At 59.6% G+C, this 22704-nt stretch carries 15 protein-coding genes and 3 pseudogenes; 16 read left to right on the top strand and 2 right to left on the bottom strand.

Annotated features, from left to right (window positions below; all coding sequences use genetic code 11):
- The first annotated feature begins 159 nt into the window (after positions 1-159).
- The 6 genes from BJQ17_RS00795 (at position 160) to BJQ17_RS00820 (ending at position 10008) form a co-directional block, all read left to right on the top strand.
- A complete protein-coding gene (locus BJQ17_RS00795; RefSeq protein ID WP_003253214.1) occupies positions 160-2049 on the top strand; it encodes a DUF1302 domain-containing protein in 1890 nt (629 codons plus the stop codon).
- Positions 2050-2059: 10 nt separating this feature from the next.
- Positions 2060-3415 carry a DUF1329 domain-containing protein gene (locus tag BJQ17_RS00800; RefSeq protein WP_100774163.1) on the top strand — a complete coding sequence of 452 codons (1356 nt, stop codon included), beginning with the start codon at positions 2060-2062 and terminating at the stop codon, positions 3413-3415.
- Between the two features lie 90 nt (positions 3416-3505).
- Positions 3506-4636, top strand: coding sequence for a YCF48-related protein (locus BJQ17_RS00805; RefSeq protein ID WP_070095370.1), 1131 nt, complete (start codon positions 3506-3508; stop codon positions 4634-4636).
- 2 nt (positions 4637-4638) lie between these two features.
- Positions 4639-6987 carry an RND family transporter gene (locus tag BJQ17_RS00810; protein WP_064615151.1) on the top strand — a complete coding sequence of 783 codons (2349 nt, stop codon included), beginning with the start codon at positions 4639-4641 and terminating at the stop codon, positions 6985-6987.
- Positions 6988-7130: 143 nt separating this feature from the next.
- Positions 7131-8837, top strand: coding sequence for a long-chain-fatty-acid--CoA ligase FadD1 (gene fadD1 / locus BJQ17_RS00815; RefSeq protein ID WP_070095371.1), 1707 nt, complete (start codon positions 7131-7133; stop codon positions 8835-8837).
- Positions 8838-9099: 262 nt separating this feature from the next.
- Complete coding sequence (locus BJQ17_RS00820; protein ID WP_003253225.1) at positions 9100-10008, top strand: LysR substrate-binding domain-containing protein; 909 nt, start codon at positions 9100-9102, stop codon at positions 10006-10008.
- A gap of 66 nt (positions 10009-10074) precedes the next feature.
- Here BJQ17_RS00820 and BJQ17_RS00825 read toward each other — a convergent pair whose 3' ends face one another.
- A complete protein-coding gene (locus BJQ17_RS00825; protein ID WP_003253226.1) occupies positions 10075-11778 on the bottom strand; it encodes a BCCT family transporter in 1704 nt (567 codons plus the stop codon).
- 398 nt (positions 11779-12176) lie between these two features.
- On the opposite strand from BJQ17_RS00825, the gene BJQ17_RS00830 reads away from it, so the two are divergent.
- From BJQ17_RS00830 to BJQ17_RS29560, 9 genes and pseudogenes are all read left to right on the top strand, one after another.
- Entirely contained in the window at positions 12177-13367 is a 1191-nt protein-coding gene (locus BJQ17_RS00830; RefSeq protein WP_003253228.1) for an aromatic ring-hydroxylating dioxygenase subunit alpha, read from the top strand.
- Between the two features lie 10 nt (positions 13368-13377).
- Complete coding sequence (locus tag BJQ17_RS00835) at positions 13378-14823, top strand: aldehyde dehydrogenase family protein (RefSeq protein ID WP_010955853.1); 1446 nt, start codon at positions 13378-13380, stop codon at positions 14821-14823.
- A gap of 12 nt (positions 14824-14835) precedes the next feature.
- A pseudogene (locus BJQ17_RS31950) lies at positions 14836-14997 on the top strand (rubredoxin); the annotation flags it as partial.
- On the top strand, positions 14986-16221 hold the full coding sequence (locus BJQ17_RS00840) for an NAD(P)/FAD-dependent oxidoreductase (RefSeq protein ID WP_227743113.1): 1236 nt from the start codon (positions 14986-14988) through the stop codon (positions 16219-16221). The pseudogene BJQ17_RS31950 and the gene BJQ17_RS00840, both read left to right, overlap by 12 nt.
- Positions 16222-16230: 9 nt before the next feature.
- Positions 16231-17559, top strand: a complete 1329-nt coding sequence (locus BJQ17_RS00845; protein WP_003253234.1) for an FAD-binding oxidoreductase — start codon at positions 16231-16233, stop codon at positions 17557-17559.
- The gene (locus BJQ17_RS00850; RefSeq protein ID WP_003253236.1) at positions 17556-17927 is read left to right on the top strand and encodes an ethanolamine utilization protein EutQ; all 372 of its coding nucleotides are present in this window, start codon (positions 17556-17558) and stop codon (positions 17925-17927) included. Before BJQ17_RS00845 ends, BJQ17_RS00850 begins: the two co-directional genes overlap by 4 nt.
- Positions 17928-17957: 30 nt before the next feature.
- Positions 17958-19115 (top strand): MFS transporter, encoded by a 1158-nt coding sequence (locus BJQ17_RS00855; protein WP_003253239.1) that lies wholly within the window; start codon positions 17958-17960, stop codon positions 19113-19115.
- A 147-nt stretch (positions 19116-19262) separates the two neighbouring features.
- Positions 19263-19496: pseudogene (locus BJQ17_RS00860) on the top strand (GABA permease); the annotation flags it as partial.
- A pseudogene (locus BJQ17_RS29560) lies at positions 19481-19664 on the top strand (transketolase family protein); the annotation flags it as partial. The pseudogenes BJQ17_RS00860 and BJQ17_RS29560, both read left to right, overlap by 16 nt.
- A 111-nt stretch (positions 19665-19775) precedes the next feature.
- On the opposite strand, the gene lpdA reads toward BJQ17_RS29560, so the two are convergent.
- Complete coding sequence (gene lpdA / locus BJQ17_RS00865; RefSeq protein ID WP_003253243.1) at positions 19776-21176, bottom strand: dihydrolipoyl dehydrogenase; 1401 nt, start codon at positions 21174-21176, stop codon at positions 19776-19778.
- 207 nt (positions 21177-21383) lie between these two features.
- Between lpdA and cfaB the strand changes: the two genes are divergently transcribed.
- The gene (gene cfaB / locus BJQ17_RS00870; RefSeq protein WP_070095373.1) at positions 21384-22568 is read left to right on the top strand and encodes a C17 cyclopropane fatty acid synthase CfaB; all 1185 of its coding nucleotides are present in this window, start codon (positions 21384-21386) and stop codon (positions 22566-22568) included.
- Positions 22569-22704 lie beyond the last annotated feature (136 nt).

Consider the following 22704-nt stretch of genomic DNA (forward strand, 5'->3'; position numbering starts at 1 on the left):
GATCCTTCACTCACAACTGCGATTGTCTGGCCGGTTTTCGGTGGCTTGAGTTGAGTTAGTTAGCCCTAGAAAACCGAACCGCAGTCCTCGCCCGGTCTTACCGACTTGCGACGATACAAGTAGCACCCCATCCAATAACAACAATAAGGAGGGAGTCGCATGACTTCACTCGCCAACTTCTCCATGCATAGTCGTAGCTGGCTGGGCAAAGCCGCCCTGACCTTGACCCCCTTGGCCTGCGCCATTTCGTTGCAAGCTAATGCCGGCGAATTTGAGTGGGGCGAGATTAGTGGCCGCGCCAACGGCAGCGTCACCACCGGGGCTATTTGGAGCGCGGAAAATCCTAATCGGAATTTGATCTTCCAGGGCAATGCCGACCACAACGGGTATGGCTCAGCAGGCCAATTCAACCCCACTGGTGCACGTAACGCCGACGACAGCCGCCTCAACTACAAAAAAGATGATTTGGTGTCTTCGCCGACCACCCTGCTCGGCGAAGTTGAACTCAACTGGCGCAACTTCGGTGCCTTTGTGCGCGCCAAGGCCTGGTATGACTACACCTTGGAAAACTCCAAGGTCGAACACGGCCACTCGCCCAATAGCTATGAGCCGGACAGCAAACTGGACGACAGTCACTTCGACGAAATGGCCAAGTTTCAGGGCGCCGAGCTGCTGGACGCCTATGTGTTTGGCGACTTCGATCTTGCCGATCACCCGCTGCATCTGCGCGCCGGCAATCAGGTGATCAACTGGGGAGAGGGGCTGTTCTTCCAGAACGGCCTGAACGCCGTTAACCCGGTGGACGTGGCCGCCCTGCGCCGCCCCGGCGCGCAGTTGAAGGAAGCCCTGCTGCCGGTACCGCTGCTGTATGCCAACTTTGGCCTGACCGACGCCCTCAGCGTAGAGGCCTTCTATCAGTTGCAATGGCGTCAGTCGGTGCTGGAAGGCTGTGGGACCTACTTCGCACTCAACGACTATTTTCCCGAGGGTTGCTACGGCATATCGCGCGGGTCCCTCGCGCAGAATCCGAACGACCAGGTTGGTTATGCCCAAGACTTCATCATTCACCGAGCCGAGGACGACGAGGCGCGCAACAGTGGCCAATTCGGCCTGGCCGCCCGCTACTATGCTGACAGCCTGGGTGCAGAGTTCGGCGCCTATGCGATGAATATTCACTCCCGCGCCCCCACCCCCAGCGTGATGACCGCCCAGCGCGCGGCAGGCGGTGCTGGCTGGATTGCCGGTCAGCAGGCCACTAACGTCGAGTATTACGCAGCCTTCCCCGAGGATATCCGCATCTTCGGCCTGAGCTTCTCCACCACACTGCTTGGCACCTCGGTGTTCGGCGAATACAGCTATCGGCCGAACCAGCCGGCAGCCCTGCATTCCGGTGACATTATTCCGGCCTTCGCCGGTAACCCAGTCGCCACTGCAGGGTTGATCGGCGAGAACCTGACTCTCGGCCAGGACGCCATCAATGCCACGTCCGGCTCACGCTTCAATGGCTACGACCGTCTGGAAATCTCGCAACTATCGCTGGGCTTTATCAAAACGGTATCGCAGGTACTAGGTGCGGACAACCTCAGTTTGATGGGCGAGGTGGCTGCCAAGTACATACACAATCTGCCAAGCCTCGATGATCGTCGTTATGGCCGCACCGATTCCTTTGGCACCAACTTCGCCGCCAATCAGGGCCTCGGCTCGGCAGGCTGCACGGTAGGGGTCAATGCGCGCTACCAGAAGGAAGTCTGCAGCAACGAAGGCTTCGTTACCGATTTCTCCTGGGGCTATCGCTTACGCGCCCAGTTGAACTATCCGGGTCTGTTCGCCGGGATCAACGTTTCGCCCTTCGTAGCCTTCGGTCAGGACGTGAATGGCACCTCCTATGACGGCAACTTCTTCGAGGATCGCCTGCTGGGCTCGTTCGGCGTCAAGGCTGACTACCTGCAGAACTACTCCGCCGAACTGTCCTGGGCCGGCTCCGGCAACTCCTTCTGGGCCCCAACCGATAAAGACTTTATCGCCCTCAGCCTGCGCGCAGGCTTCTAAGTAAAGAGGTATGCAGATGAATCAGCACCTATTGTCCAGCGTCATTCTCGGCGCACTCATCAGCCTCGCCAGCGGCTCCGCGCTGGCCAAGCTAGACGCCGCCGAAGTGGCGCGCCTGGGCCAGGACCTGACCCCGGTCGGGGCCGAGAAAGCCGGCAATGCCAGCGGCACCATCCCGGCTTGGGACGGCGGTCTGACCACACCGCCTGCTGGCTTCGACGCTAGCAAGGGTTATCTCGACCCATTCGCCAACGAACAGCCGCTGTACACCGTGAGCAAGGCCAACATGGGGCAGTACGCCGATCAGCTGAGCGTCGGCCATAAGGCCATGCTGGAGAAGTACCCCGACTACAAGATGGCGGTCTACCCGAGTCATCGCACCGCGGCGCTGCCCCAGACCGAGTACGTGCAGATCGCCAAGGAGGCCGGCATCGTCGAACTGGCGGTAAGTGGCAATGGTATGTCCCGTTACGATAAGACCTCGGTGCCTTTTCCGATTCCCAAGACTGGTCTGGAGGTAATGTGGAATCATCTGGTGCGTTATCGCGTGGGTGGTTTTATCGACTATCCCACCGAGATGGTGGTGCAATCCGACGGCAGCTTCACCCCGGTGCGGCGTGTGCGCAAGGTCGTCATGGCAACTGCCTTGGGTAATCCTGAACCAAACCGTTTGTTCTACCTCTGGAACAACGTGACCTCACCGGAAAGCGTGGCGGGCGCCCAGACCCTGATCCACGAGCCCATCGACCAGACCAAGGAATCCCGTCTGGCCTGGACCTACAATCCTGGCCAGCGCCGCGTGTTGCGGGCTCCTGAAGTGTCCTATGACACCCCGGTCAGCACCTCTGACGGTCTGCGTACCAATGATTCGGCTGACCTGTACAACGGCGCCCCAGACAAGTACGACTGGAAGCTGGTCGGCAAAAAAGAAATGCTGGTGCCCTACAACACTTACAAGCTGGCGGACCGCACGCTGAAGTATAAGCAGATCATCCAGGCCAACCACCTGAACCAGGACCTGATGCGCTACGAGCCGCACCGTGTCTGGGTGGTCGAAGCTACCCTGAAACCGGGCGAGCGGCACATCTACGCCAAGCGTGTGTTCTACATCGACGAGGACAGTTGGGGCATCCTCGCGGTCGACCTCTACGACGGTCGCGGTGAGCTATGGCGTATGCAGGAGGCTCATAGCCTGCAGCGCTACGATGTGCTGTCGAGCATTCAGATCAGCGACGTCATCTACGACCTGCAGGCCCGCCGCTACCTCGCCTACGGCCTGGAGAACGAGGAGAAGCTCACCGAGTTTGGCGTCAAGGCCAGCATCAAGGACTTCAGCCCTGCCGCGCTGCGCCGCAGCGGTCGCTAAGCCAGCACTACTCCAAGTGGTACTTGGGTCGGGCGGCGTGAGCCCTCGGCCCTTTTTAATTCGTAGGTTTAGTTTTGAGGGCTTCCCGTTATGAAGACGCTCACCTGCCTGGTGTTGGCGCTCGGCCTGAGCGCCAGTTTCGCATATGCGCACGGTCCGGCAGCACTGTCCGACCGCCTGGAGCGGCCGGCGCGGCTTTCGCCACTGGCGGCCCAGTCGTTGTTCACCGACTCTCAGGTAGTGGACGGGCAAGTGGTGCTAGTCGGCCAGGATGGGCGGGTGCTAGTGCGCGCCGCCAACGGCAGCCTCAGCCAGGCCCGTGTGCCAGTCGAGGTGCTGTTGACCGCGGTGCATTTTGTCGATGCGCAGCAGGGCTGGGCTGTCGGTCATGACGGCGTGATTTTGCATAGCGTGGATGGCGGAAGGAGCTGGCAGAAGCAGCTCGATGGTCGTGCCATCAATGATTTGGCGAAGGCTTGGGCTGAGTCTGAGGTGACCCGGCTTGAGACGGCCAGTGCCGCGGCGGCGGATGACGAGGCGCTGAGCACAGCTCTGGAGAGCGCCCAATTCGCCCTCGAAGACATTCAGGCCGGCAGTGAGTATGGTCCGTCGCGGCCTCTGCTGGATGTCTGGTTCAAGAATGCCAAAGAAGGCTGGGCGGTGGGCGCCTATGGAATGTTTTTGCACACCGTTGATGGCGGTCAGCACTGGCAGTTCCTCGCCGGCCCGGAAAACCCCGAGCGCTTGCATCTAAACGGCTTACTCGGGCTGGCTGACGGCGGTTTGCTGGTAGCAGGCGAGGGAGGGCAGCTGCACCGATCCAGCGACGGCGGCCAGCATTGGGAGACGCTTGACTCCGGCAGCAATGCTTCGCTGTACAAGTTGTTGCAACTGAACGGAGGTCGCCTGCTAGTGCTCGGCTTCGGCGGCACGCTGCTGAGCAGTGACGATCAAGGTGCCAGCTGGCAACCCCTGAGCGCACCGGCCCGAGCCGGTCTGTATGGCGCTGCACAACTGGTCGACGGCAGCCTGCTGCTCGGTGGTCATGGTGGTGTGCTCCTGCACAGCGAGGACGGCCGGAGTTTTGAACTCTGGCAGTTGCCGGGCAGGAAGAATGCCTGGCTGAGCGTAGCCGAAGCTGCACCTGGACAATTGGTTCTAAGTGGTAACGGAGGCCTGCTGGCCTTGTCGTTGGCCGAGTTGAAGGAGCAAAAGCAATGACCATGCCGCAATCCTTGCCGGACAACCTGACTACTCTGAACCGCCTGGTCGCTATCAGCGAGCGCGTCCTGTTCCGCAATCGTCCCGCGGTGCTTGGGTTTTTTCTGTTGGTATCGCTGCTGCTGGCCTATTGCGCCTTGTCAGTACGCCCGGATGCTAGCTTCTCGCGGATGATTCCTACTGGCCACCCGTTCATCGCTAACTACCTGAAGTTCGAAGAGGTGCTGCGTCCGCAGAGCAACGTGCTGCGGGTGGTGGTTGAAAACGCCGAAGGCGAGATCCTCAATCAACAGTTCTTGGAAACCCTGCGTAAGGTCAACGACAAGATCTTCTATCTGCCGGGCGTCGACCGCGGTAACTTGAAGTCGCTTTGGACCCCGAACGCCATGTGGGCGGAGGTTACCACCGAGGGGCTGCGCGCCGGTCGGGTGATCCCCGACACCTACGACGGCGGGCCCGAGTCGCTGGCCCAGGTGCGGCAGAACATCCAGCGCGCCAACATGATCGGCAGCTACGTCGCCAACGATTTCAAGTCGGCGGTGATCCGCGTGCCCCTGCTGGAAAACGATCCGGACAGCGGCAAGCCGCTTGACTACGGCGCTTTCGCCAAGGCCATGGAACAGCAGGTGCGCGAGCACTTTGCCGATCAGGGTGTGAACATCCGCGTCATCGGCTTTGCCCAGATCATCGGCGAACTGCTTGACTCCGCCAGCGACATCGCGCTGTTCTTCGCCGTCACTGTTGGCCTGATCACGCTGCTGCTGTACTTCTATTGCCATTGCTGGCGCAGCACCATGGTGACGGTACTGACCTGTCTGCTGACAGTGGTCTGGCTGCTCGGCTTGCTCAGTCTGGGTAATTTTGGCCTGGACCCGTACTCGATCCTGGTGCCGTTCCTGATTTTCGCTATCGGCATTAGTCACGCGGTGCAGAACATCAACTTGATGATGAGCGAGATGGGGCAGGGCGCTACGCCGCTGGAGGCCTCGCAACGTACCTTCCGCGCGCTGTTCATCCCCGGTTCGACGGCGTTGATCGCCGATGCCGTGGGCTTCATCACGCTGCTGGTGATTGACATCGGCGTGATCAAGCAACTGGCCATCACCGCTAGCATCGGCGTGTTCGTTGCTCTGTTCACGAAGATGTTCCTGTTGCCAGTGCTGATGTCCTACGTCGGTATCAGTCCGCGCGGCCTGCGCCAGCAGGAAAAACGCGCCAACTCCTCCTGGCCGGTGTTCCGTCGTGTGGCGCGGGTGGTCGAGCCGCGTTTCGCTATAGCGCTGGTGCTCGGCAGCCTGCTCCTGCTCGGCTATGGCTACCACGCCAGGCAGGACCTGAAGATCGGCGATTTAGACAAGGGGGCGCCGGAGTTCCGCCCAGAGTCCCGCTACAACCAGGACAACGCCTACCTGCTGGACCACTACAGCACCAGCACCGATGTCTATGTGGTGATATTCAAAACCCCACAGGAGCAGTGTGCGCGTTTCGCCGCCGCCGACCTCGCGACCCAGTTGGAGCAGACTCTACAGGAAGTCGAAGGTGTCGAGTCGGTGCAGTCGCTGTACCGCACTATGCGCTTCAACATACTCGCGCGTAACGAAGGCAATCCGAAATGGGCCGAGTTCTCCCGCGACCAGTTCGTGATGAACAACGCCCGCTCCGGCGTCGCCGCCGAGTTCGTCGACCCCAACTGCAGCGTTGCCCCAATCAGCCTGTACCTGGCTGATCACAAGGCCGAAACACTGACCCGGGTAGTCAACGCGGTCGAAGCGTTCAGCAAGCAGTACAGCACCGGCGACTTTGAAATCCTCCAGGCCGCTGGTAATGCCGGGATTGAGGCGGCCACCAACATTGTCATCAAATTCTCCGAGCCACTGATGCTGTTCCTGGTGTTCGTGATCATCTCGCTGGTGGTCTGGTGGGAATTCAGGTCGCTGAAAGTGACTTTCGCCCTGATGGCTCCGCTGTACCTGTCCACGGTGCTGTGCGAGGCAGTGATGGCAAAGATGGGGCTGGGCGTGAAGATCGCGACGTTGCCGGTGATCGCTCTCGGCGTCGGCATCGGCGTGGACTATGGCATCTATCTGTACAGCCGCATGGAGGGCTTCCTTCACCAGGGCCTGAGGTTGCGTGCGGCGTTCTTTGAGGCGCTGAAAACCACCGGCACCTCGGTGGCTTTTACCGGCCTCACCCTGGCACTGGGGGTGGCCACCTGGGTGTTCTCGGCACTGAAGTTCCAGGCCGACATGGGCCTGCTGCTAGTGCTGCTGTTTCTCTGGAACATGGTCGGCGCGTTGCTGCTGATGCCTGCGCTGCTGTCACTGCTGGTCTTCAACAAAAGCAATCGCTGAGCGGTATGCCTCGCGCTTACCAAGTGTCAGTGCGAGGCAGCGAGGTACTGCCAGGCCTGAATCCAAGGACATAACCGCACAGAACACAACGATCAACTGCACTGTTGCTGTGAACATAAACCGTTGTTTAGGAGTGGGTTTTCATGACCGATAATTTTTGGAAGGACAAGTATCCCGTTGGGGTTGCTGCTGAAATAAACCCTGACCAGTATCCGAATATCCAGGCGGTACTGAAAGAGTCCTGCCAACGTTTTGCCGACAAACCAGCTTTCAGCAACTTGGGTAGAACCATCACCTATGCGGAGCTGTACGAGTTGTCGGACACCTTTGCTGTCTATTTGCAGCAGTACACCGACTTGCAACCTGGTGATCGTATCGCCGTGCAAATGCCCAATGTGCTGCAGTATCCGGTGGTGGTCTTTGGTGCCTTGCGTGCTGGCCTGGTGGTGGTGAACACCAATCCGTTATACACCGCTCGGGAAATGGAACATCAATTTAACGACTCCGGTGCCAAGGCCTTGGTTTGCCTTGCCAACATGGCCTACTTGGCCGAACAAGTGCTACCTAAAACCGGCATCGAAACCGTTATCGTCACCGAAATCGGTGACCTGCTTTCGCCATTCAAGCGTGTGCTGGTAAACACCATGGTCAAACATGTGAAGAGGATGGTGCCGGCCTATAAGCTGCCGCACGCCATTCCGTTCACTACAGCGATGGTACAAGGGCGGGGAAAAACGGCTAAAGCGGTCAATCCGAGCAGCGCTGATATTGCCATATTGCAATACACCGGCGGCACCACGGGCGTAGCTAAGGGAGCGATGCTGACTCACCGCAACCTGATCGCCAACATGCTGCAGGCCAAGGCGTTGATGGGTTCGGAAATGCGTGAGGGCGTCGAAGTGCTGATTGCGCCATTGCCGCTGTACCACATCTATGCGTTCACCTTTCACTGCATGGCAATGATGCTGATGGGTGGGCATAACGTGTTGATTACTAATCCGCGTGATTTGCCAGCGATGACCAAAGATCTGGCCAAGCACCCGTTCACTGGTTTTGTCGGCCTCAACACTTTGTTTGTCGCCCTGTGCAACAACGAGGCGTTTCGTCAGTTGGATTTCTCCAACTTAAAAGCCACGTTCTCGGGCGGTATGGCATTGCAAGTCGCCACGGCCGAGCGTTGGACGCAGGTCACCGGTTGTTCGATTTGCGAAGGCTTTGGCATGACCGAAACCAGTTCACTCGCTTCGGTAAATCCGTTTAGTAACATCCAGATTGGCACTATAGGCATCCCGGTGCCTTCGACTCAGTGCAAAGTAATCGACGAAGCCGGCAAAGACCTGCCACTTGGGGCGCGCGGCGAGCTGTGTGTTAAGGGACCACAGGTGATGAAGGGCTATTGGCAACGTCAGGAAGCCACCGACGAAATCCTCGACAAGGATGGGTGGTTGAAGACTGGTGATATCGCGGTAATTCAGGCCGACGGCTTCATGCGCATCGTCGATCGTAAGAAGGACATGATTCTGGTGTCTGGCTTCAATGTTTACCCTAACGAACTGGAGGACGTGCTGGCCACCTTACCAGGCGTATTGCAGTGTGCCGCTATCGGTATTCCGGACGAGAAATCCGGTGAAGCGATCAAGCTGCTGGTGGTGGTTAAACCGGGCAGTGAGCTGAGTACAGAGCAGGTTATGGAGCACATGCGCGCTAACGTCACCGGCTACAAGGTACCTAAGGCGGTGGAGTTCCGTGAAACCTTACCGACCACCAACGTCGGAAAGATTTTGCGCCGTGAACTGCGTGACGAAGCGCTGCGCAAACACGCTGCATCGGCGGATAAGGTCCAAGCCTGAAGAGAAAACTTCAGTGGGACACCCTACTGAAGGGGCGAGGTTCGGAATTGACCGTCTAATGGGAGTTTGAAGGTGTCTTCGAAACCAGGGGTGATTCAATGGCATTAAAAGTGATTGGGATATTGCCTATTCAGGGAACGAATATCTTTCTGCAAATGTGCAGTATAGTGAACCGGTTGCTTCGTTCTGCCCTGAATGCGTTAGAGAGGAAACCGCCACTCCAGTGAGCGGATGATAATAAAAATGAGTGGAACCCCTGCCTGTGAAAATCCAGCCTCTTCCGCCGCTCAACAGTCTTCATGCGTTTGAGTCTGCGGCACGCCACTTGAGCTTTACCCTTGCCGCCAAGGAATTGAATGTTACCCAGGGTGCAATTAGCCGTCAGGTTCGCCTTCTTGAGGACTACCTGGGCAAGGCACTATTCACCCGTACCACCCGCAGCATGTCCCTGACCCCCACCGGCGCGCAGTATTACGAAACGGTGCGTGAATGCATGCTTCACCTGGCACGCGCCACCGGCGATATACGCCAGTGGCAAGGCAACCAACAAGTCACCGTTGCCACCAGTACCGCCATGGCGTCGCTGTGGTTACTGCCCAAGGTGTCGGAATTCCAGAGTGCCCATGAAAACATCGACCTGCGGATCATCGCCCACGATCATGTGAAGGATTACGCCAGGCTCGACAGCGACCTGGCGCTTTACTACTGCAACCCACCGCCCAAGGACATGGCTGTCACGCCGCTGTTCTCGGAAGAAATCTTCCTGGTGTGCAGCCCGACCTATCTGGCCAGGCATCCGCAACTGAGCAGCATCGAAGGGTTGTCGTCGTGTACCTGGCTCTGGCTTGAAGACTCCCAGCGCGACTGGGTAGGTTGGCCCGAATGGTTCAAGCGCCTGGGATACGAGCCCATGACCCCCAAGCATCGCGTCAATATCAACAGCTACGGTATGCTGATCCAGTCGGCGATCAGTGGCCAGGGCGTGGCCCTGGCCTGGGGCAACCTGGTGGACGATGCGTTGAGCACCGGTGCGCTGGTCAAGCCCAACGATGTGGTACTCCAGACCGACGCCAAGTTCTGCCTGCTGGAGTCGTCCACCGAGCGTGGTCCTCGTGAAAGCGTGCGGCTGTTCCGGGACTGGTTGATGGCCCTGCCTTCGGTGCAGAAATAGCCTGGCCAAAACACAAGACCGACAGCTGATGGCTGTCGGTCTTGTGTCTTCCAGGGTGGCTTTAGGTTAGCTGGCTTTCTTCGCTGTCAGCCCCATATCAAGCCCCTCGCAGGCCAAGGGCCCAGCCACCGGCGTGATGCCTTGCGGGTGAATCCCTGGTATAGGCAGGCGCCCACCCGGCGGCGTATCAAGCAGGCCGTCAGCCATCTCCTGGCGCAAGCTGCGCATCAGGGTGTAACTAATCAGCAGGATGAACCCCGCAATCGGCAATCCCGCCGCAATGCTCGCCATCTGGATCGCCTTGAGCCCCCCCGCCATCAGCAGAGCCATGGCTATAGCACCTTCCAGGATGCACCAGAGCAGGCGGATACTCTGCGGCGGGTTGGCGCTGCCCATGGAGTTCAACGTACACAGCACCTGGGTGCCGGAGTCGGCCGAGGTGATGAAGTACGTCGCCAGCAGGATACAGACCAGCACGCTCAGCACCTTGCCCAACGTACCGGCGTCGATCTTGTGCAGCAGGGTGAACATGGCAGCGGTGGTTTCCTGCTTGGTCGCCAGCAATACCGTGCCACCTTCGAACTTGGCCTTGTCGCCCTGCAGCTCACCACTGGCAACCAGTTCTGCGTGCTGCTGACGATCGAGCTGCTCAGCCTTGAGCGCGGTACCACCGAACACCGACATCCAGATGATCGTCACCAGGGTGGGTACCAACAGCGCGCCGGCGATCAGTTCACGGATGCTGCGGCCTTTGGAAATTCGCGCAATGAACAGACCGACAAACGGGCCCCAGGTCATCCACCACGGCCAGTAGAACGCCGTCCACCAGTTCTGCCAGCCGCTGTCCTTCTGGGTATCGCTCCAAAAGCTCAGACCCACTACATGGCTGGCGTAGTCGCCGGTGCTCTCCAACATCAGGTTGATGATGTAGCGGGTTGGCCCCAGCAGCAGGATCAACACCACCAGCACCACCGACAACAGCATATTCCATTCCGAAAGGCGCTTCATGCCACGCGACACGCCGGCCATCACCGATACGGTAGTAACCAGGGTAATGAGCACGATCAGGGTGATCTGCACCCCCAGGCTGATGGGCAGGTCAAACACCTGGCTCAGCCCGGTGTTCATTTGCACCACGCCCAGGCCCAGCGACTGGGATACACCGAACGCGGTAATCACCACGGCAAGGATGTCCACCACATGTCCGATGGGCCCATAGATGCGCTCACCAATCAGCGGGTAAAGGATCGAGCGCATGCTCAGCGGCAAGCCCTTGCGATAGGCAAAGTAAGCAAGGCCCAGGCCAACGATGGTGAAAATAGCCCAGGGATGCAGGCCCCAGTGGAATAGGGTAATTCGCATAGCTGTGGTGGCGGCTTCGTCGGTGAGGCCTGTGGCGAACGGGTTGCCAGCGTAATGCCACATGGGTTCGGCAACCGACCAGAAGATCAGTCCGATGCCCATGCCGCCACTGAACAACATGGCGATCCAGGAGCCGAAGCTGAACTCGGGTTTGTCGTCGTCTCGCCCAAGCTTCATAGACCCAAACTTGCTGCACATCAGATAGATCAGTAGCCCCAGCACACCCGTGACGGAAATCAGGTAGAACCATTTGAAATTCTGCAGGATGAAGTCGGATGCACGTTGAAAAACCGCTGCTGCATGTTCGGCAAACAGGGCGCAAAACAGCACAAAGGCTACTACGGCCAGTAACGACCAGATCGTCACGGTGGGATTGAGGCCTTTGAGCAGGCCAGATTCGGCACGCATTGGTTATCCCCTATTGTTTTTGTTCAAGGGTTTGATGTCACGGTTTGGGTAGAGCCGCTGCCACAGGCAGGTGCCGGATCCCTGGCGGCGGTCTTCCCGCAGGCCCAAGGCGCGGTACGCTCTCTCGGGCCCTATCAAAATGGGAGAATTACCCGCTCTTCGACAAACCATTTCTAGTCATTAATTGATTACCAAAAGTCATTAATCTGAAAATTCCAGAGCCTGGCAGTTCATCAACGATTATCTACCACTACCGTCATCGACGAATAAATCATTAATGATAAAAACTGATAAATAGCGTTGAAATAAATCGTTTGTCGCGCCCTTCTTCTCTTGCTGAAACTGGCACCAGGCATCAAGGCATTGCCTGCCGTGCATCTAACAAGAGAAAACAAAAAATGACCGTATCGACTGACTCCCGCCTTATTCCCGTCCACGTCTTGGAAACCGTTCTGGCGCCTATCCATGAAGCTCATGGCCTGACCAACGAGTTCTACACCGACCAGCGCTATTTCGAACTCGAGCGCGACGAAGTGCTGGGGCGTAACTGGGCGTGTATAGGTTTTGCCAGCGACTTGCCGACCAACAGCTACGTCAAGCCGGTCGATTTCATGGGCCTGCCGCTGCTGATGATGCGCAACCGTGAAGGCCTGGTGCAGGTGTTTCACAACGTCTGCAGCCACCGCGGCGTGAAACTGGTTCAACAGGCGGGTGAAGTGCAGGGTGTGATCCGCTGCCCCTACCACTCCTGGACCTACGACCTGAACGGAGGTCTCAAAGGCACTCCGCACATTGGCGGGATCAACCAGCACAAAGACGAACGTTTCGCATGCGAGAAACACGGCCTGAAGGCGCTGCGCACCACGATCTGGATGGACATGGTGTTCATCAACCTGTCTGGCGAGGCACCGGCGCTTGAAGAGCAACTGCAGCCGTTGACCGAACGCTGGACTCAGTTCCTGGGCAATGACGGCATGAGTCTGCTGCGTCGTGAAGCGAACGGTGGTGCTATGAGCATCGAGGTCAACTGCAACTGGAAGCTAGCAGTCGAGAACTACTGTGAGGCCTACCACCTGCCGTGGGTGCACCCGAGCCTGAACAGCTACTCGCGCCTGGAAGACCACTACAACATCATGTTCGAGGAATTCGCTGGCCAAGGCAGCCACGCCTACAACCTCTCGGCCGTTGCCGGTACCCATTTGCCGATCTTCCCATCCTGGCCACAGGACCGCCTGCGCACTGCTGAGTACGTGGCGTTCTTCCCCAATGTGCTGCTGGGCATCCAGGCCGACCATGCGTTCGCCATGATGCTCGAGCCTGTGGCGCCGGGTAAAACCATCGAGCACCTGCGCCTGTTCTACGTGGGTGACGAAGCGCTCGACAGCCGTTACGACGCCTCGCGCAAAGCGGTAATGGAATCCTGGCGCGTAGTGTTCGCCGAAGACATCGCCTCGGTCGAAGGCATGCAGAAGGGCCGCTCCTCGCCTGGTTACAGCGGCGGTGCGTTCTCGCCGGAAATGGATCTGCCGACTCACTACTTCCACAAGTGGGCTGCCCGCCAGTTGCTTGACTGTGCTCAACGCGCCTGAGGTGATCATCATGCATCCGATAGCTCCGCACTGGCTGAACTTCATCGACGGCCAGTGGACCGACAGTGAGCAGCACCTGAGCATCCACAACCCTGGCACCACGGACCTTGTGGCGACCATCGCCCAAGCCAGTGTGGCCGACGCCGAATGCGCCCTGCAGGCGGCTCGGCGCTGTGCTGACAGCAACGCTCTGAACCGTGTGCGTCCTGCGCAGCGGGTGACCTGGTTGCTTGAGGTTGCCGCGCAGATTCGTGCGATCACCGACGAAGGGGCGTGGGTGCTTTGCCAGGAAAACGGCAAGAGCCTGCGTGATGCCCGTGACGAATTCATCGAGGCCGCGCGCTACTTCGAATACTACGCCGGCATGGCCGACAAGATTGAAGGGAAGTCGATTCCGCTGGGCGACGGCTACATAGATTTCACCGTCTACGACCCCTTGGGCGTGTCGCTGCAGATCGTGCCGTGGAATTTCCCGGTATCCATCTGCGCCCGCTCCCTGGCCCCTGCCTTGGCGGCCGGCAACGCGGTAGTGATCAAGTCGCCGGAACTGTCGCCACTGGGCCTGTGCGTGCTGATGCAGGCCATCGAGCGTGCCGGCCTGCCACAGGGGGCCGTCAATCTGATCTGCGGCCGTGGTCGTGAAGTGGGTGCCTACCTGGCCGGCCATCGCGATGTCGACCAGATCGTCTTCACAGGTTCCGTCGGCACCGGCCAGAGCATTCTGCGCAGTGCCGCCGAACACGCGATTCCCAGCGTCATGGAGCTGGGCGGGAAGTCGGCGGCCCTAGTGTTCCCGGATGCCGATCGTGAGCAACTGATCAGTAGCGTTAAAAGCGGCATCTTCTTCAATGCCGGCCAGGTGTGCTCTGCCATGTCGCGCTTGCTGGTACATCGCTCTATCTACGACGAGGTTGTAGCTGACGTGGTAGCGATGGCCGAGGGGCTGACCGTGGGCCTGGGCCAGGACAACCCTGACCACACCCCCGTGATTTCTGCTGCTCAGCTCGAAGGCATCGAGGCCTTGTGCCGACGTGCCCAGCAGCAAGGCGCGGTGGTCGCAACCGGCGGCGAGGCCATCAGCGGCCTGAGCGGGCATTACATGGCGCCAACCGTATTGCGCGATGTGACTGCGCAGATGGAGATCGCCCAGACTGAAGTCTTCGGCCCTGTGCTGGCAGTAATTCCCTTCGACAGCGAAGAGGAGGCCCTCGCCATTGCCAACGGCACCGTGTTCGGTCTGGTGGCCGGCGTATTCACCCAGGACCTCAATCGCGCCCTGCGCTGTGCCCGGCGACTGTGCACCGGCCAGGTGTTCGTCAACGAATGGTATGCCGGTGGCATCGAAACGCCGTTCGGCGGCGTCGGGCTCTCGGGCTTCGGACGGGAAAAAGGCCAGGAGGCGCTCTACAGCTACGTCAGGACCAAGAACCTGGCCGTGCGTATCAAGGGCGAGTGAGGAGGCAGCATGATGAAAACCTGGCTCTGCATCATCTGTGGTCTGATCTACGACGAAGCCAAAGGTTGGCCCGACGACGGCATTGCCCCCGGTACCCGCTGGGAGGACGTGCCCGAAGACTGGCTATGCCCTGAGTGCAAGGTCGGCAAAGCCGACTTTGAAATGATCGAACTCAGCACCCCGATCGCAGCAGTGGCTACCGCGCCGGTTATCCAGGCGCAACCACTGGTTGCCGCTCGTCCCGCCCAACCGGTGGTCATCATCGGTAGCGGCCATGCCGGCTACGGCCTGGCACAGGCCCTGCGCAAGGCCGCCCCGCAGTTGGAGATTCGCGTACTGACCCAGGAATCGGGCCATCTTTATTCCAAGCCCGCGCTATCCATCGCCCTGGCTCAGGGGCGCACCGCCGCAGCCCTGGCCACCGAAACGCCGCTGGCGATCGAACAGAGGCTTGGCATTCGTATCTATACCGGCTGCAAAGTCGAACGCATCGATGCCCAGGCGCAGCGCTTGTACACCAGCCTCGGCGAAATGGACTACGGCCAACTGGTGCTAGCCAGTGGTGCTTCTCCCGTGCGGTTGCCTATCGAGGGCCGCGCCGAGGCACTGCTCAGTGTCAACAACCTGCAGGATTACCAGGCGTTCCGCCAACGCCTTGATGGCGTGCGCAGAGTGGCCATTCTGGGCGACGGTTTGATCGGCTGCGAGTTTGCCAACGACCTTGCGAGCAATGGCTATCAGGTTCGGGTAATCGGCCTGGGTGCCTGGCCCATGGAACGCCTGCTGCCCGAGGCGGCAGGCCAGCACTTGCAGCAAGCGCTATCGGGGTTGGGGGTGCAATGGAGCCTGCGTACCACCTTGCAGTGCATCGAGCCGGACGGCGAAGGCTACCGACTGACCCTTGCCGACGGTCAGGTCGTCGGTGCAGACCTGGTGCTCAGTGCAGTGGGCTTGCGCCCCAACCTTGAGCTGGCGCTGGAAGCCGGCCTGGACTGTGGCCGCGGGATCAAGGTCGACGCACAACTACAGACCTCACAACCGGGCATCTATGCCTTGGGCGATTGCGTCGAGATCAACGGCCAGTTGCTGCCTTACCTCGCGCCGATCAACGAAGGCATTCGTGCCCTCGCCAAGACCTTGCTGGGCCAACCGACCGCCGCCCACTACCCATTGGCGCCCGTGACGGTGAAAACCCCGGTCGCCCCTCTGTGCCTGCTGACACCTCCCGGTGGTTGCGAGGGCCAATGGCGCTGCGATGCGACCAGCGATGGATTGAGCGCTGCGTTTCATGACCACGCAGGTGCCCTGCGCGGGTTCGTGCTGCTCGGCCGTCAGGCACAAATGCAACGAAATACCTGGCTGCAAAACTGCCAGGACACCCAACAAAATGTGGCCTGAGGCTGAACCATGAACAGTATCGTCAATCTGCCTCACGATGACCGCAATTGCGGCTGGTATGCCGCGCTGCCTGAACAGGCGCCGAGCAAGCGCCTAAGTGGCGAACATAACGCCGATTATGTGGTGATCGGTGCTGGCTTTGCTGGGCTTGCCGCCGCACGGCGCCTGGCCGAGCACCTGCCGCAGTCGCGCATTGTTTTGGTAGATGCCCAGCGAATCGCCTACGGCGCCTCCGGGCGCAACTCGGGTTTCGTCATCGACCTGCCGCACAAATTCGCCCTCGAACATCCCGATCCTCAGCATAAACAACGGCTCTTGGGCCTAAACCGCTCAGCCATCGATCAACTGCAAACATTGATCGGCCGTCACGGCATCGAATGCCAGTGGTCCCATGCGGGAAAATACCAGGGCGCGGTGGGAGAACGTGGCCAGGGTTATCTGGATCACTTTGAAAAACTGATGGCCGACCTGGGTGAGCCCTATCGCGTGGTCGGGCGTGACGAACTAGCCGGTGTACTCGGTAGCCGCTACTACAGCCGCGCCATCTACACCCCCGGTTGCTACCTGATGCAGCCTGCTGCCCTGGTACGTGGCCTGGGTAATTCGCTTCCCGGCAACGTCGAAGTGCTTGAAGAGTCGCCAATCCGCACACTCCAGAAAGACCCCTGCGGCACGTGGCTGGTGCGGGGCGACAACGGGCTGATCCGGAGCCCGCAGGTATTGCTGGGCACGAGCATCTTCACCCAGGAGTTCGGCTACTTGCGCAACCGACTCCTGCCGGTGATGACCTTCGCCAGTTGGACGCGACCACTGAGCGACGTCGAGATGGCGACGGTTGGTGCCCAGGCCGACTGGGGCCTCACCCCTGCCGACCACGCCGGTACCACCGTACGAATGACCCAGGACCGGCGCCTGATCATCCGCAATACCTACAAGCATGTCCCTCGCTACGGTCGCAGCGTCACCGATGCTACCCGCAACAAGATTCGCGATGACCATCGCAAGGCCTTCGAGGCGCGCTATCCGCAACTGGCCCAAGTGCCGTTTACCCATACCTGGGGTGGGGTCTATGCGATCTCACGCAACTTTACCAACTATTTCGGCCAACTCGATCAGGGTGTTTACGCCACCGCCTGCGACAACGGCGTGGGCGCGGCCTGGGGCACCATTTCCGGAACGCTCCTGGCAGACATGGCGGTGGGGGCGGACTCCCAGCAATTGAGTGACATCCGCGCAGTGACTGGCCTGCCCTCCCGTAACCCGCCTGAGCCGTTCTTGGGTATGGGGGTGCGGGCCCGGATCCGCTGGGCCGCGTTCAACAGTAGGAGCGAAGTATGACCCGCACACTCAGCGGAAAAGGCCCGGTGCGTCTGGTCGACCACCGGAACCTGGACTTTGTCCACCGGGGCGGGCCGCCTGGCGGCGCCTCGGTAGCGCGTGCTGTCAGTAATGAGGTGTCGCCCAACCTGGGTATCGGCTTTGCCCGCTGGGAAGGTGCTGAAGTGGCCTGGACGGTGCTCTATGACGAAGTGATTTTTGTCATTGAGGGCTGTTTTGAACTCCAGGCCAACGGCGAGGTGTACCGCGTGTCGCCAGGTCAGGTGCTGTGGATTCCCGAAGGCACGGAGCTGGTGTACGCAGGCCACGCGCTGTTCGGTTATGTGGTGTACCCGGGTGATTGGAAACAGCGCCACGGCCTTGCCTGACTACCGACCACCCTGGTCTGGGGAATCCAATTGTTCGCATTATCCAAACGGTTCGGCACGATTTATGTCGCTGCCTTGTTGATGCAGCTGGGTTCCAGCCTGCTGATGACCTACCTGGCCCTGCGCCTGAATGCTTCCGGTGTGGCGCAGGTATGGGGTGGTGCGCTTATGGCCGCCAACGCGCTGGGCATGGTGTTGGGAGCCCGCTCCGGTTATTGGCTGATTGGCCTGGTCGGCCATGCTCGGGCCTTTGTGGTGAGCGCCGGGGTGATTGTCACTGCGGTGCTCTCGCACCAGCTCAGTGATGGTTTACTGCTGTGGCTTGCCCTGCGATTTGTCGTTGGTGCTGCAATGATGGGCCAATTGATGGTCATCGAGAGCTGGCTCAACGACTGCGCACCGGTCAGCCGGCGAGGCGGCGCCATGTCGCTGTACATGGTGGCCAGCTATGTCGGCATGATGCTAGGGCAATTGATGCTCAGTCTGGGAGATGGGCTGCACACCTTGGCGTTGACGGGCGTGGCCATGGCTTTTGCCATTGGTTTGATCCCCGTGGCTCTGCACAACGGTACCCAGCCGAGCACCATCAACCAGGCCCGGATCAAACCCTTGCTGTACCTGCGTAGACTTCCTCAATCGTTGTTCACGATTCTTGCCTCGGGATTGCTGAACGGTTGCCTGTATGGGCTGACGCCGATCTTTGCTGCGCAACTGGGCTTTAGTCCGGCGCAGGTCGGGCAGTTCATGGCTGTCAGCATTGCCGCTGGGCTTCTAGCACAACTACCGCTGGGTAAACTGTCGGATCATATTTCCCGCATCACCTTGATCCGTGCTACCGCTGCATTGCTGTGCATAGCCTATTTGCCGCTGGCCTTCGGGCTGGCATCAGGGCAGCTGTGGATCATGTTGGCCGGGGCTGCCATCGGCTTCTTGCAGTTCTGTTTGTATCCGCTGGGCGTTGCCCATGCCAATGACAACCTAGAGCCGGAACTGCGTGTATCGCTGGCCGGAGTGCTGCTGATGACCTTTGGTATCGGCGCGACCATCGGCCCGCTGGTTGCAGGGGCGATGATGGAGCATGCCGGTCCACAAGCACTGTATCTGTTCGGCATTGGTGTAACGGCTATGGTTGTTTGCTTTATAAGGAATAAATCCGGCGTTGATGTGTCATTGGTAAGGTTGTCATGAAACGTCGGAGCCCAGGGATATGTCCGCCTCACTCCATTTGATGTCCGAACCAGTCAATTGAGCCCTGTTTTCGCTCTCTATGGTTAAGCGGTGAAGTGCCCCTGGCACTGCACCCTACCCATAACAAGAGCAAAAGCAGGGACCATAATGACTATGACGACGTCTGGGAAAGCCAGCGATCAGTTGGCTCAGGGATTCAAGCCTCGACATGTGACCATGTTGTCGACTGCCGGTGTGATCGGCGCGGATTTGTTCGTAGGGTCCGAACAAGCGATCGCTGCGGCAGGTCCGGCAGCAATCATTGCCTATGCGCTTGCTGGCGCTCTGGTGGTGCTGGTAATGCGAATGCTTGGCGAGATGGCAGTGTCACCGCCGAAAACCATTCGATCATCGGCGGCCTGGGCGAAGCGGTGGCGGGCCTGCTGCTGCGCAACGGGGTAACGCCGATATTCCGCCAGATCGCCTGATGCCGGCGCTCTGCCGACGCTGCATGACCGCTACGGTATCTCCACCGATGCAGTGAGCGCGCAGATCAAGGCTTGGCTGTGACTTGATACCTGAAGATAGAGCCGGCCGGAATTGAAGGCGGCTCTATCCCTGTATGCCCGCAAAGCGAATGCCGAAGGCAAGGGCATGGCCTGACGCAGCGAATGGGGCTCGTCAGATTTGCATGGCCATGCCATCCACATTCATCGCCGCCTGGCGCAGGGCCTCGGAGCGCGTCGGGTGAGGGTGGCAGGTGAGGGCGATATCTTCTGCCGAGGCCGAGAACTCCATAGCCACGCAGAACTCACCAATCATCTCGCTGACGCTTGGGCCCACCAGGTGCACACCCAGTACTTCATCGGTTTCGGCATCGGCGATGACCTTGGCGAAGCCTTCGGTCTCGTGGTTGATCTTGGCACGGCTGTTGGCGGTGAAGGGGAACTTGCCAACCTTGTAGGCACGCCCTTCGGCCTTGAGCTGCTCTTCAGTCTTGCCCACAGTGGCCATCTCCGGGCGGGTATAGATCACCCCAGGGATGAGGTTGTAGTTGACCTCGTGGGGCTTGCCGGCGATGCGTTCGATACAGGCCACCGCTTCGTCTTCGGCCTTGTGCGCCAGCATCGGGCCCGAAGTGACGTCGCCAATCACCCAGACACCCGGCACTGAGGTACGGTGGTGCTCGTTGCCGAGCATGCCGCGCTTGTCGGCTTCCAGGCCCACGCTTTCCAGGTTCAGCCCTTTGGTATAAGGGCGGCGGCCGATAGCCACCAGCACGTAATCGGCTTGCAGCGATTCTGCGGTACCCCCGGCGGCAGGCTCCAGCGTCAGGCTGACGCCATCGGCACCTGCGGTAGCCTGAGTCACTTTACTGCCCAGCTTGAACACCATGCCTTGCTTGGCGAGCGCCTTCTGCAGGGCCTTGGCCGTTTCCGTGTCAGTGCCGGGGCAGATGCGGTCCAGGTATTCGATGACAGTGACCTGGCTACCCAGGCGGCGCCAGACCGAACCCAGCTCAAGACCGATCACGCCAGCACCGATGACGACCAGGTGCTTGGGCACTTGCGGCAGCGACAGCGCGCCGGTCGAGTCGATAATGCGCTGGTTGTCGACGGTCACACCTGGCAGAGGGGTGGGCTCAGAGCCGGTGGCAATGACGATGTCCTTGGCCTGCAACGCGGTTTCGCTACCGTCTTCGGCCTTGACCACGACCTTGCCGATGCCATCCAGGCGGCCCCAGCCTTTGATCCACTCGACCTTGTTCTTGCGAAACAGGTATTCGATGCCCTTGGTCAGGCCTGTCACGCTCTCATCCTTCTGTTTCATCATCTGGGCGAGGTTGAGGGTGGGCTTTACTTCGATACCGAGGTGGGCGAACTCGTCACCGCTGGCAGCTTCGTAAAGCTCCGAAGCATGCAGCAGTGCCTTGGATGGCATGCAGCCGACGTTCAGGCAGGTACCGCCCAAGGTCGAGCGGCCTTCCACGCAGGCAACGCTCAGGCCCAACTGGCCAGCGCGGATGGCTGCGTTATAGCCACCAGGGCCACCGCCGATGATCACCACGTCATAGGATTTCATGGGTTCAACTCCAGGATGTAGAAGCGCGAGAGGGCACAAGGTTAAGCTGAGACGCAGAGATTGTATACAATCTGCTGTATGGATAAGATCAGTTGGTTCTAGACCATGGTCTTGTTTAGAGGAAACATCCCACAGATGAACTACTCTGATCCGGCGACGTTCGAAATATTAGGCGTCGTGGCTAACTACGGACAGGAGGGGTGTTTCATGCTTGCTCAACTTCCACCTGCATTGCAGAGCTTGCATCTGCCGCTGAGGCTGAAGCTGTGGGACGGTAACCAGATTGATCTTGGGCCTAGTCCTCAGGTCACCATTCTGGTGAAGGAACCGCAGCTGATCAGCCAGTTGACCCACCCAAGCATGGACCAACTGGGCACCGCATTCGTCGAAGGCAAGCTGGAGCTGGAAGGCGATATCGGTGAGGCTATCCGCGTGTGCGACGAGCTGAGCGAAGCGCTGCTGGCGGATGAGGATGAAACGCCGCCGCCACGTTTGTCTCATGACAAGAGCACCGACGCCAAAGCCATCTCCTACCACTATGACGTGTCCAACGCGTTCTACCAGCTTTGGCTGGACCAGGACATGGCCTATTCTTGCGCCTACTTCCGTGAGCCGGACAATACGCTCGACCAAGCGCAGCAGGACAAGTTTGACCACCTGTGCCGCAAGCTGCGTCTGGATGCCGGTGACTACCTGCTCGATGTTGGCTGTGGCTGGGGCGGGCTGGCGCGGTTCGCTGCCCGTGAATATGGCGCCAAGGTGTTCGGCATTACCCTGAGCAAGGAGCAATTGAAGCTCGGCCGCAAGCGTGTGCAAACGGAAGGGCTTGCCGACAAGGTCGACCTGCAGATTCTCGATTACCGCGATCTACCCCAGGATGGTCGCTTCGACAAGGTTGTCAGCGTGGGTATGTTCGAGCATGTCGGGCATGCCAACCTGGCGCTGTACTGCCAGAAGCTGTTCGGGGCGGTGAGGGAAGGTGGGCTGGTGATGAACCACGGCATCACTGCCAAGCACGTCGATGGCCGACCGGTCGGGCGCGGGGCGGGTGAGTTCATCGATCGCTATGTATTCCCCCACGGCGAACTGCCGCACCTGTCGATGATCAGCGCCAGTATCTGTGAAGCCGGGCTGGAGGTGGTGGACGTGGAGAGCCTGCGCCTGCACTACGCTAAAACCTTGCACCACTGGAGCGAGAACCTGGAGAACCAATTGCACAAGGCGGCAGCGCTGGTGCCTGAGAAGACCCTGCGGATCTGGCGTTTGTACTTGGCCGGGTGTGCCTACGCCTTTCAGAAGGGCTGGATCAACCTGCACCAGATATTGGCCGTGAAGCCATACGCCGACGGGCATCATGACCTGCCTTGGACGCGGGAAGACCTGTACCGCTGAAATCGTAAGTGTCATAGCGCTGATATGGCTTTGCAGGAGTGGCCTTGTGTTGCGAAAGGGCCGCAATGCGGCCCCTGCATTTCATCTGTTCAGCCTATATTGCTGGGGCCGCGTTACGGCCCTTTCGCGGTAAAGG

It is taken from the genome of Pseudomonas sp. NBRC 111139, from assembly GCF_001753955.1.
GTDB lineage: Bacteria > Pseudomonadota > Gammaproteobacteria > Pseudomonadales > Pseudomonadaceae > Aquipseudomonas > Aquipseudomonas alloputida.